This window comes from Methanosarcina sp. (assembly GCF_035390745.1).
In the GTDB taxonomy this organism is placed as follows: Archaea; Halobacteriota; Methanosarcinia; order Methanosarcinales; family Methanosarcinaceae; genus Methanosarcina.
This window is the reverse complement of sequence record NZ_DAOOUJ010000019.1, coordinates 31,388-43,979: the sequence shown is the minus strand read 5'-3', so window position 1 is coordinate 43,979 and position 12,592 is coordinate 31,388. Positions and strand designations below refer to the sequence as shown.

At 44.1% G+C, this 12,592-nt stretch carries 7 protein-coding genes; 1 reads left to right on the top strand and 6 read right to left on the bottom strand.

The window, feature by feature from the left end; genetic code table 11:
• Positions 1–226 precede the first annotated feature (226 nt).
• Positions 227–2,815: a CYTH and CHAD domain-containing protein gene (locus PLL47_RS06730; protein ID WP_324445423.1), complete on the top strand. Its 2,589-nt coding sequence runs from the start codon at positions 227–229 to the stop codon at positions 2,813–2,815.
• Positions 2,816–2,855: 40 nt separating this feature from the next.
• Here the strand turns inward: PLL47_RS06730 and PLL47_RS06725 are convergent, their stop codons facing one another.
• The 6 genes from PLL47_RS06725 to PLL47_RS06700 form a co-directional block, all read right to left on the bottom strand.
• Entirely contained in the window at positions 2,856–4,487 is a 1,632-nt protein-coding gene (locus PLL47_RS06725; RefSeq protein ID WP_324445422.1) for a Ppx/GppA phosphatase family protein, read from the bottom strand.
• 338 nt (positions 4,488–4,825) lie between these two features.
• On the bottom strand, positions 4,826–7,006 hold the full coding sequence (gene ppk1 / locus PLL47_RS06720) for a polyphosphate kinase 1 (protein ID WP_324445427.1): 2,181 nt from the start codon (positions 7,004–7,006) through the stop codon (positions 4,826–4,828).
• Between the two features lie 717 nt (positions 7,007–7,723).
• Positions 7,724–9,847 (bottom strand): endonuclease MutS2, encoded by a 2,124-nt coding sequence (locus tag PLL47_RS06715; protein ID WP_324445421.1) that lies wholly within the window; start codon positions 9,845–9,847, stop codon positions 7,724–7,726.
• 76 nt (positions 9,848–9,923) lie between these two features.
• Positions 9,924–10,904, bottom strand: a complete 981-nt coding sequence (locus PLL47_RS06710) for an alpha/beta hydrolase (RefSeq protein WP_324445420.1) — start codon at positions 10,902–10,904, stop codon at positions 9,924–9,926.
• A 24-nt stretch (positions 10,905–10,928) separates the two neighbouring features.
• Positions 10,929–11,096 carry a preprotein translocase subunit Sec61beta gene (locus PLL47_RS06705; RefSeq protein ID WP_324445419.1) on the bottom strand — a complete coding sequence of 56 codons (168 nt, stop codon included), beginning with the start codon at positions 11,094–11,096 and terminating at the stop codon, positions 10,929–10,931.
• 337 nt (positions 11,097–11,433) lie between these two features.
• Positions 11,434–12,453 (bottom strand): S-methyl-5-thioribose-1-phosphate isomerase, encoded by a 1,020-nt coding sequence (locus PLL47_RS06700; RefSeq protein WP_324445418.1) that lies wholly within the window; start codon positions 12,451–12,453, stop codon positions 11,434–11,436.
• Positions 12,454–12,592: the final 139 nt, after the last annotated feature.

Here is a 12,592-nt window from a genome sequence, read left to right as displayed (position 1 = left end):
TATTTAAGGTTGATTAATAATAAGAACTATTGACTGAAGAAAAAATGAATAAAAAGAGAATTGAATGAACAACTGAAAAGTGTACAGGAAGAGCTGAAAAATGAGTAAATGTTATTGAAATTATCCAGATGAAAGAATTCATGAGCACATTATTTGAAAGTTAACTGCATATTTGAGAAACAGGCACAAGCGTGCTCGTTATTTATGTGGGGCGGGAAGAAAAAGTATGGAAATAGAATCTAAATTTCTGGTACCGGAAGAAACGGATTTTAAGGCACTTGAAAATCTCTCCAGGCTTGCTTCTTATACAGTTTCTGAAGCTAAGATCCAGCTAAATGAGGACACTTTTCTTGATACGAAAAATAAAGACATAATGGCTGCAGGATATTACCTGAGAGTAAGAAAAGACTCAGGGGAAAAAGGGAAATGGATTACCATCAAAAGCCTGGGAGGTTTTAAAGCCGGAACCCACAGAAGGGAAGAATATGTCAGTTTCCTGCCTGATGGGCTTTCTGTACTCGAATGCCCTGACCTCCGGATCAGAAACATGATTTTCGAATTCACATCAGGGCTTAACCTGTTCCCGCTTATCACTCTCAAACAGAAAAGAATAATCCGCCAGTTGACGCTTGAAGAAAAGCCTGTAGCTGACCTTTATCTGGACAGGGTAAACCTGAAAAGCGAGAGCAGGAAAAAAATATACAATGAACTTGAGGTTGAACTTAAAAGCGGAGGGACTGTTGAGGACCTTGAAGCTATCCGGGATTTCCTGCTCGGTCATTATAAACTCGCAGAAAGCCCCTTTTCAAAGTTTGAAAGAGCTTATATTTTCAGGGAAAATCTCCCGGAAAAATCTCTTCTTGACCTGAGAGAAAGAGCTGTATGTACACAGCTGGCTAACCACAAAAACATCTATGGAAAGCAAGCCAAAATCCTGCTTTTACTTGACAGAGGCAGCAATTCCGCAGAACTCAGCCTCCTGCTCAAAATTCCGGAGCCTGAGATCGAAGCCTTACTCTCCAGGTTTGAAAAAGAAAGGCTTTCCATCTTTCCGTTTACAGTAGACAAAGAGAAAAAACCTGGAAAAAACCTGATATTTTACTTTCAATCCGGAAGAGGAAGTCCAGAAAACGGCTGGACAGAAATAGGTTATGAGGAATGGACTCCCGAAGCCCTCTTAAATTTTTATGGAATCGACAGAGAAAAGGCAGAAAATATAAAGTCAGTATCTATTGCCCTCTTTGATGGGCTTTCTGCATATCACTGGTTTGGAAAAGAGGAAAGGGAACTGCTCGGGCTTGCAGCTCTTCTGCGGAATATTGGAAGTACAGCAAGCGGAGAAAAAGAAAAACCTATCAGCAGAGAGATTATCCTTACGCACCCCCTTAAAGGCCTGAAGCTTAATGAACTGCAGATGCTGGCTCTGATTATGGAACTTCAGGACCCTTCAATAGCTGAGAAAAATCTCTGCCTCGCGCTTGAAGAAATAGATGCCAATCTTTCTCCTGCCTTCCAGAACAAAGCCCTTACTCTTACGGCTTTTCTCAGGATCGCAAGCAGCCTGGAAACCGAAAATCAAATTGCTTTGCCCTGCAGGTTCAGGCAGCTTGACGGAGCAGTCGAAATAGAACTTACAGGATCTGATGCGGAAAAAACTGCAAAAAGGGCAGAAAAGAAAAGCGACCTCTGGGAATATCTATTCAGCACCGATTTACGGTTTACTCAGGCAAAAGAACCTCCTGAAGCCAAAAATTTAGAAAAAACATCAGAAAAAACCCCGGAAAAAGCCGAAAAAAGCACTGAAAAGAAAAAAAGAAAAGATATTCAAAAATTCACGGTCAGCCCGGAAGATTCCATGGCCTTTGTTGCTCACAGGATCTTTGCATATCAGTTCTCCCAGATGCTTGCCCATGAAAAAGGAACCCGAAAGGGAGAAGATATTGAAGAGCTTCATGACATGCGCGTTGCAGTCCGCAGGATGAGGGCAGCAGCAATAGTTTTTGAGAAATACCTTGACTTTGAAAAAGTTGAGCCTCACGTTAAGGGGCTCAGGAGAACTCTTGGTGCCCTGGGAGGAGTCCGTGACCTGGATGTTTTCCGGGAAAAAGCAGAGACTTACCTGAAAACCCTTCCTCTGGGGCATGAACATGACCTTGATCCCCTTTTTCTTACACTTGAAAAGGAAAGAGAAAAAGCCAGAGAGGATATGCTTGATTACCTGGACAGTGAAAAATACAGCCGTTTTAAAAAAGACTTTTCGGAATTTCTTGAGTTTCCCGAAACCTGGGCCCTTCCCACAACTACGGAAAAACATGATTCTCTCCCTCACAGGGTAAAGGACGTTCTTCCTTCGATCCTTTATGCCCGTTTAGCCGACATAAGCGCCTATTTCGAATGGGTGGAAGGACCCTATGTTTCAGTTGAAAGACTTCACAGGCTCAGGATTGCTGCCAAAGGGCTGCGTTATACTATGGAGTTTTTTGAGAACGTTCTCGGGAAAGAAGTTGAGAGCCTGATTAAAGATTTTAAAGCTCTTCAGGACCACCTCGGAGACCTTCATGATGCGGCCGTTGCAACTGAAATGCTGGGAACCTATCTAAAAACAGGAGCCTGGGGGCTTTTGGGAAATGAAAAGACAGCAGATGAAAATAAAGTTCCAGAAAACCCTGGAGGAGTTGAAGCTTACCTTGCCTTCAGAGAAGCAGAGCTTCTAAGTTTGCTCGACACTTTTCCTAAAGCCTGGGAAAAAGTCCGGACAGGCGAGTTTAGAAAGAAAATTGAAATTGCGGTCAGAAGCCTGTATGAGGGCATCTGACGGGCTTCAATACATTTTTCAGAAAAATTAAATAAAAACTTCAGTCCCGCGGGACTTCCTCAACTTCAACGGTCCCTTCAAAAACCAATGGAGCTCCCACAGGCTGGTCTATAAGTACTTTGGACTGGAGAGAATATCCAAAAATTTTCTTAAAGAGTTTCTTCTGTTTCTCGACTTCCCAGATTTCGAGCTGGCACTCCCGCTGGGCGTGCATCTCAAGAACAAGAACTTCAGTGGAAGCTATATAGAAACGGACGTGAGATATGATACCTGTATGGGAGCGGTCAAGCCCTTCGGCAATACGGAGCAGGGCGCTGAGTGCTCTGATACTTTTCACCGTTTCTTTACTCAGCCCTTCAAGGTTGGGATGTTTCTTTTTAGGGGTGTTTTTTCTGTGGAAATAAGCAAGGTTTGCCATTATCTCTATTTCTTCAGGCTGGAAGCCGGGAAGACTGCTTTCTCTGATGAGATGATAGGCATGTGCCTGATGGGTATCATATGAGAGGAATGTTCCTATGTCGTGCAGGGTTGCACCGTACTCAAGAAGCTCTCTTTCACTCTCCTTAAACTCATAGATCCCGAGAGCCTGAATACTGTCAAAGAGCTCAAGGGCAAGCCTTGAAACGATATGAGCGTGTTCCTCATCAAAATTACAGGCAAGGCCAAGCTGCATAATGCTGCGTTTTCTTACCGACATTTGAGTAACCATGTACGAGAACTCGCTCTTTGAAATATAATCTACAAGCAAACCTTCCCTGAGCCCGCGTTTACTGACCGTAATCTCCGGCAGTTCAAGTTCCTCCATAAGAGTCTCTATAATCGCAGCCCCTGCAAGTATTATGTCTGCTCTCTGAGCGTTTATCCCGGGAAACTTGCGCCTCTCTTCAAGCGGAAGGGCGCACATTGCCCTGACAATTTTCTTCAGATCTTCGTACTCAAGTTTCTCAAAACTTTCATGGGCTGTCTTGTGCAGATAAACAAAAGCGATTTTTGCAAGGTTTTCAATGGTTCCCGAGCTTCCGACTGCGCAGCTTACCGTGTATTTGGAAAGTTCTTTAATTATATCCGCACTCTTTCGCCTGATGTGTGCCTTGATCTGTTCGTAACGTTCCTCGGAGACAGGACCTGTTTCATCCGGGAGGAACATATTTGTCAGGCGGATTGATCCGAGGTTAAGGGAATGAAGGAAATAGCACTGGCTCTGGTCCCCTACCGACACTTCAGTACTTCCACCCCCAATATCAATAAAAAGGGCTTTTGAGTCTCCGAGCTTGAGCCCGCTTGAGACCCCCAGATAAATAAGACGGGCTTCTTCTGAACCTGAAATCGTGCAGACCTCGAGGTTTGCTTCCTTTTTAATCATTTCAAGAAGCTGGACTTTATTGCTTGCGTCCCGTGTTGCAGAGGTTGCCACAGCTATAATCTCTTCTGCCCTGTAAGCCCTTGCAAGCTCCATAAACTTCTTGCAGACAAAGGTTGCTCGCTCCATTGCTTTTGGCTGCAAAATTCTGTCTATAAATTCCTTATCTCCAAGCCGCACCGTTTCCTTCTGCTTGGTCAGGGGCTGGTAAGACCCGTTGGGATTGATCCGGACCAGAAGAAGCCGGACCGAGTTAGTCCCTATATCAATAAACGCAACAACCCTGCCTTCGGAAATTTTCTCGGGTTCCATTCATGACCACCTGAAAGCCCTGCCTTTCGTTTTTTCGAAGGATTCGAGAGCTTCATAAGCTTCACAATATTTGTTCAGATTTTTATTCTATTTGAGATTTGTTTTTCGGTCCCTTATTTGCCTAATTTATATCTTTCTATATATGTAAAATTGTAAGTTCAAAAACCCTGCCCCATACAAAACTCTGAAAAGATATATATAAACTTCAGGTGGAAAAAATCCAGAAAATAGGTAAAAAAAATGGAAGAAACGAAAAGAAAAGGAAGGAGAAAAAGAAAAGAAAGATTTCCACTCAATTTGAAGAGGATACAAAAAATTTGATTTCCACTTCAGTTTCCTTATGTATTAATGTCCCAGGCACCTCTATTCTCAAGCATCCAGAGCTGAGAATCCAGTTCTTCTTCTTCAGGCTGAGGGAAAATCCTTTCAGTCCTGCCATTTGGAAGCAGAAGACGGGCTTTTATATTATCTTTCAGGTGGGTGCCAAGGATGACATCGCGCACGACAGGAATATAATCCTGGGACACTGGAAAGAGAACTTCGACCCTGTTGTCGAGGTTGCGGGGCATAAGGTCGGCGCTCCCCATAAAGATCTCTTCTTTTCCGCCGTTCCTGAAGTAGTATATTCTTGAATGCTCAAGAAAACGCCCGACTATCGAAATTGCTCTGATGTTTTCGCTCAGCCCGTAAATACCGGGCCTCAGGCAGCAGATACCTCTAACAATGAGGTCTATCTTTACCCCGGCTCGTGAAGCCCTGTAAAGCTCACGGATGCACTGATAGTCCACAAGGGAATTCATCTTGAAGATCAGGTGTCCGTTTCCGAATTTTTCGTGTACATCAATCTCGCGCCTGATGCGTTCAAGGATCTGATGCCTCATGGTCTGAGGAGCTACCAGGAGCTTGATATAATGGTCTTTCCTTGAATAGCCGGTAAGGGCATTGAAAAGGTCGGAAATATCTTTACCGATGAAAGGGTCGCTTGTCAGATAGCCGCAGTCTGTGTAGATCCTTCCCGTGACAGCATTATAGTTTCCAGTGCTCATATGCACATAGTACCTGATGCCGCCCTCTTTTTCAGATCTCACAATCAGGCACATCTTGGCATGAGTCTTACGCCCCGGAAAACCATAAGCTACGTGGACTCCTTTGCGCTCTAGTTCTTTTGCCCAGCCGATATTGTTCTCTTCGTCAAACCGGGCTTTGAGCTCAACAAGGACCGCAACCTGCTTGTTCCGGTCCGCAGCTTTCATGAGAGCCTGGATAATCCTGGAGTTATCATCCACCCTGTAAAGCGTCATTTTGATCGCCAGAACATCCGGATCGTCAGCGGCTTCTTCTACCAGGTCGGTTACCGATTCAAAACTGTCATAAGGGTGATAGAGAAGGATATCTCTCTGTTTTAAGGCTGCAAAAATGTTTTCTTTATCAGCCATACGGGGATGTTTTTTCTGCTCGAAAGGCTCGTATTTAAGCTCAGGCCGGTTGATTTGAGCAAGCTTCATGAGGCTTGAGAGGCCCAGAGGTGCGGCTGACCTGAACATAAGGGGAGGGGTCAGTCCCAGGTTCTTGAGAAGAATCTCAGAAACCCTTTCAGGCATAGTGTAATCGGTTTCAAGCCTGACAGCCGGACCGAAGTAATTTCTCCCTACCCTCTGCTTTACAGCAGTCAGAAGGTCTTTGTCTCCATCTTCATCAAAGCCGAGATCTGCGTCCCTCGTGATCCTGAAGGGATAAGCCCCCAGGATGCGCTGCCCGGGAAACAGCAAATCGAGGTTTGCAGCAATAAGCTGTTCAAGCCACACAAAACGGCCTGTTGTCAGTTCTTCAAAACTGGAAGGTATTTTTTCCTGTCCCTCTTCAGGCACAATAATCAGCCTTGAGAACATGGGAGGGATCTTGACCCTGGCAAAACGTTCGCCATAATCCGGGTCATCGATAAGTACTGCAAGGTTAAGACTGAGGTTTGAGATATGAGGGAAAGGATGTCCGGAGTCGAAACCTAGAGGAGTGAGCAGCGGAAAAATGTTTCTTTCAAAATAATCTCTGAGTTTTTCTCTGTCCTCTCCGGAAAGTTCAAAGTAATTGAGGACTTTGATTCCTTCTTCCCTCAGGGCAGGTTCAAGCACTTCATTCCAGCACCTATCATTATGATGGAGCTGCCTTAGAAGTTCTTTCCGGATGACCCGAAGCTGTTCCTGAGCCAGTTCATCTATGCGGTCTTCCTTTGCAGCTTCCGAAATGCGTTTCTGAACCCCGGAAACCCTTACCATAAAAAACTCGTCAAGGTTGCTCCCAAAGATAGAAAGAAATTTGACTCTCTCAAGCAAAGGATTGCGTTCATCCAGAGCTTCTTCAAGAACTCTGTCATTGAACTGAAGCCAGCTGTATTCCCTATCCGCATAGAAGCACGGATCATTCAGGTCAGGCATGTCTGATACTTTAACCCGGGTTCCGTCAACACTATCCGTAACCAATCTATCAAAATCTGCACACTGAATTGGGAAGTTTCGCTCCATTCCTATCACGCGTGACCTTGGGTTTGTATCCGTTCAGATCTGTCTTCAAAAATACCAGGATATCTACATATAAAATTTTTGCCTGTTTTATAATTTGACATAATTACCGTACATTTATTCAGTATGATTAGCAGGGTTGAAAAGAAGATAGCAGCAATCCCTTCAACAGTAAAAATATTCAGCTTTCTGAAAAATTTCCCCTTATTGCGTATCAACCCTTTCAACAACCATTCAGCCAGCTGAGGTTTTCAGTTTCCTGTCCGAGATGAAGCGCATCTTCATATAAACTTATCGGAGATGCATTGACAATAAGACATATATAGACTTTTGGATTAACAGAAACGTAAAAACTCTTCAAAGCCCTGGCAAACTCACTACTATTTATTAATATATAGAACTAAAGATTTATAATATTATCTCTTAGAAATCAAAAAAAATAAACAAAAGAAAAAATGCTTAAGGTTCGAAAAAACGAAAATAGGGGATATCGGCAGAGTTAAACTATCAAAAAAACCAGAAAAATACCGTATGTATGAAAGAGATGAGTGTTTAAAAGAAATTAAAAGAAATTAAAGGAAATTAAAGGAAATTAAAAGAAATTGAAGGAAATTAAAGGAAATTAAAAGAAATTGAAGGAAATTAAAGGAAATTAAAGGAAAATTAAAGGAAAATAGAGGAATTTCTGATAGTTTTCTTAATTTTTAGGCAGCATATATCTTAATTTTTGAATTTATCCTTTAAATGGGCATAAAATTCCTGCTCTTTTCCCGTGGTCTTTCTCAGCAGCCTTTCCACAATCAGTTCAGGAGTGCTTCGCGCTACACGGTTGTATACCGGATTTCGGTTTACAATCAGTTCCAGGCTGGAGTCCAGCCCTTCAGCTTCTATTCCATCAACCCTGATATCTGTTCCTGTGTTTTCAAGGATAAGTTCCGAAAGATGGGACACAAAAACCCCGAGGCTCTCTTCGCTCCGGGCAAGGTACTCAAGAATCCCTGCTATAATCCTGGCTGAAGCTCCTGGTTCTGTAATTGATTCCAGCTCATCGGCAAGCACAAGTTTTCCGGAATCTTCGGATAGCACTGAGAACTGTTTAAGGGTGGTTTCAAAGGCTCCTGCATCAAGGGTTCCTTTTGATTTTCCGAAGTAATAAAATTCTTCTACAGGGCCCAGCTCAAGTTTTTTTGCAGGAACAGGAAAACCCATGTTCCCCAGAACCACACACTGAGCAAGCAGTTCGAGAAGGGAAGTTTTGCCCCCTGAGTTAACTCCACTCAAAAGTACAACCCTGTTTTCCAGGCCTGCCGGAGACAGGCTCGTTTTTCCGACGGAATAGCTTACAGGGTCAATTTCTCCGTACCTGGCTTTCAGGAAGAGATTTTCTCCAGCTTCAAAGCCAATCCCTCCTTCAGAGATAATTACAGGCATTTTCAGCCGGAACTTTGCGGCGAAGCAGGCAATGGAAAAACCCAGGTCAAAATCAAGAACCTCCCTGACAAGCCGTTCTACAGGCTGGCGGAAAATTGAAAGAGTTTTTGCAAGTTCCCTTTTGCGGGAAAGCCTTGTTTTTTCAAGGGACATATTCAGCTTTTGCCTGAGAAGCTGCAACTGAGACTGTTCTGCTCTCAGAGGATAGGAAATTTCATCGGAAAAGAGGGAATCGAGCATCAGCTTTTCCTGCTTCTGGAAATCAAGCTTTTCTGAGAGTTCTTCTTTTACGACTTCGATCTCACACGTATAGACTCTCTGCAGCTCTTTTGCGATCAGGTCTTTTATTTCCATTCCCCCGCTCACAAGCTTGATGAGTTCCTGCCCGCTAAGGGTAAGGGAACTTGCTTCAAGTGTCCGGTTCATGCGCTGGTTTGCCTCATTTAAAGTAGAGGTCAGTACAGGATCGAGATTTTTCAGAGCAATTTCAAGCCTATCAAGTTCTGGATCAAGCCCTTCAATGGGTTTTCCGTCCTCTCCCACCTTTAGAAGAGCCGTTTTAAATTCTTCAAGCTCCCCGTCGGAAAGCTCCTCAAAGAAATCAAAACCGGAAGTTCGCAGAGTTGATGTAATATTCAGGCAGGCAAGAATGCAGTCCATATTTTTCGCAAAAAAAGCCAGTTCTACTTCAGGCAGAATCTGCCAGAACTCAGCTTTTAAAGGGTCCTGAAAGAGTTCAGGCTCAAGACCTTCAGGAAGGTCAAAACTGAGATAGGTATCATCAAAAACAATAACACTCGAGTAGCCTCTTGCGAGGTCTACAAATTCGGAAAAGTCCTCCACAGCCTGAACAGCTAAAAATGCCTGGAATCTCTCTCTGGCAGCATCCAGAGTTTTCCGGTCGCCTGAGATAATTATTCTGTCTCTGACCCTTAAGTTTCCAGGTACTGGCCTTAGTTTTTTAACTCTTGAGAGCCGGTTGATAAACTCCGCATCCTCAGAAAGGATACCTGCCAGCTCCAGATATTCCGCCACAAAAGCCCGCCTCTCTTCAATAAGGTCCATACGGGATGCAGGGAATGGATAAAAGAGGTCCAGTTTGTCCCTGGCATGAGAAGTGTGAGCAAACGTTTTTATCAGCTCAAGAAGGCGGGAATACAGATCAAGAGCTTCTTTTGTCTTAAGAAAATCAGAAATTGCACACCCCTCAGCCCGGGCTCTGACATCTCTGGCAAGGGAAAGGGCAAACGTATGGCTGACCCCATTTACCTCGGAAAGCGAAGCTATATCCCCTTCAAGGATCGCCTGGAGAGCTGCGTCCTCGCTTCCAAAATGCTCTACAAGCCTGCCGGCTACTCGATCACCTATTCCATGAAGTTCACGTAAACCTGAAAGTTGCTGAGAAGTTTTCATAGTTAAAACACTTAAATCATAAAACACTTTTAATCAGATCAGTTGAGTTCAGAGCTGATACCCTATTTTTATCTTTTTATTTCAGGAGAAGAGCAAGTTCTTTTTCAAGATAAGGACGCATTGAACCCGTATATCCGTGCGTTTCCTCTGTAGTATTGTACATTGCTTTTGGTTCTTCTGCAAGGGCAAAAGTCCTGAGGGCCAGTTCATGCGAGATTACAGTATCATTGAGAGAGTGGATCATAACAAGCTTTGAAGGCGGAAGAACACTGAGGTAAGTGTCCGGGTCAATTGAGAGATAGAACTTATAAGCTTCGGCATCAGCCACGCTAGCAGGATCAATTTCTTCAGTACCATACCCTGAAGTACTGATTCCTATGACTCCTTTGAGGGAAGGGTCAAGGGCACAGGCGATAATCGCAAACCTGCCGCCGTTACTTTCTCCCAGGACAGCAAGCTTTTCCGGATTTATTTCCGGCTGGGCTGAAAGCACATCTGTGGCTTTGAGGACATCATAAACCATAAGGTATTCAACAGGTTCAAGGCCAGCTCTGAAAAGTTCAAGGTCCTTCTCAATGTTTATTGCGCCCTGATTGCGCTGGTCAAGGGCAAGGGTCGCATATCCCAATTTTGAGAGTTCCACAGCCAGTCCCTGCTCGCCTTCTTTACTCACACCTGCTCCCGGAAGCAGAATTACTCCGGGGGAGGACGAAGAAGCGTTTGCAGGAATCCTCAGCAGAGCCTGGACTTCACCGCCTCCGCTTTCAAAAGAAACCAGTTTTAAACTATCAGGGTTTTCAGGCGAATACAGGTCTTCTGTTTCCTGAATTGTGAATACAGGTTCTTCCCTCTCTGAAAAAGATAAAATTCCTGCTTCTGAAAGCTCCCAGGGCAGAGTTTCCTCTATTGAATTGGAAGGATTATAAAAAACCCCGAAAATGCCTGCAACTATCAGGAGAAAACCCAGAAGAAAAATTGCGGGTTTTGAAGTTCTGGCGCCTGAAGAAGATCGCTTCGTTTTTTTAAGTATCTTTTTTCCAGAACTATTCCTGCTCAAGAGAACCCTGCCAGAAAAATGAAGTTACGGCCAGAAGCCATTTACAGCACTTAAGAATAATACTGCTATGCCCACAAGGGCGCCTGCGATCAGCACTATTTTGGGCTGGATGTGAACTGCGTTTTTGTCAGCTTCGTAGTAGCGCATAAGCCCTGCTGAGGACTGAAGTCCGGTACCTGATCTTTTAGCCATGAGTAAAACACCTTTATGAATGCAATGTGATGCTAATTAGTTAATTGTTGCGTTCTAATTGGAAGTTGCGTTTAATCAGAGATTTAGCTAGATATCATATTCACTTTATCTGGATTCGTTGTAAGGGTATTCTGTAATAATCCTAACTGTAATAATATTTGAACTGCTCATTTAGATAGTACCAGATAATTTACAGTTTTCATATAATTTACAGTTCTCATATATAAATCATGCAGAGCAATTCCGGATTCATTCTGAACAAGTCCTGACCATGAAACCAGACCTCTAATTCAAGGATCTCAAAAATCAGAGAACCAGAAATCAGAGACTTAAAACATCAGACGAGAACCTCATCCAGCAGTATAGGCGGATAAAATATACCCCTTTCCGTAATAAGTGCAGTCACGTTTTCCATGGGAGTTGCATCAAACGCGGGGTTGTAAACTGGAACATCTTTCGGCGCAAGCTGCTCACAACCTGCAAACCGCAGTTCATCAGGGTCTCGCATTTCAATCTTTATGCTCCCTTCCCAGCCTTTAAAGTCGAAAGTAGAGACCGGAGCTGCCACATAAAAGGGAATTTCATGCTCTCTTGCAAGGACAGAATGAGTGTAAGTCCCTATCTTGTTAAAAACGACATCCTGGGTAATCCTGTCAGCCCCTACAAGCACGCTGTTTACAAGTCCCTGGCGCATTGCCCAGCCAGCCATGGAATCTGCAATAAGGGTCACGGGGATTTTGTCCTGCATGAGCTCCCAGGTGGTAATCCTGCTTCCCTGGTTTAAAGGTCTTGTCTCGCAGGCAAGGACTTTGATCTCTTTGCCGTCAGCAATGGCAGAGCGCACAACTCCAAGGGCTGTCCCCCAGTCAACGCAGGCAAGCCTTCCTGCATTGCAGTGCGTGAGTATGGTATCCCCGTCTTTCAGGAGCTTTGCTCCGTGTTTGCCTATCAGCTTATTTGTTTCAATATCTTCTTCTGCAATATCTCTGGCTTCCTGAAGGGCAATATCCCTTATTCCCTGAACATCGAAGGCATCAGAGGTCGCTTTTAAGACCCTGTCCACACCCCAGCTGAGGTTTACGGCTGTAGGGCGAGTTGATTTGAGTGCTTTTGCCGCAACTTTAAGGTCTCTCATCATAGACTCAATATCTTTTGCCCCGCTCAGGGAAGCTGCCAGGGCAATTCCAAAACCTCCTGCAGCGCCGAGAGCGGGTGCACCTCTGATCCTTAGAGACTGTATAGCCTCACAGAGAGAGCTCAGTGTTTTGCATTCTATTACTTTGTATTCTTGCGGGAGCAGGGTCTGGTCCACCAGTACCACAGAATTGGACTCTTCGTTCCAGTCAATTGTCCTCATTAAATCACTTTCCGATGTGAAAATCAGGTTCTACCGGAGAATATTCCGACTTCTTTTTCAAGCCGTCCATCAGATAAAAACTTATTCGGTACCCTTTTTCAGGGAAAAGTTTTCCGTTTCCATGTAACTACCTGTCAGG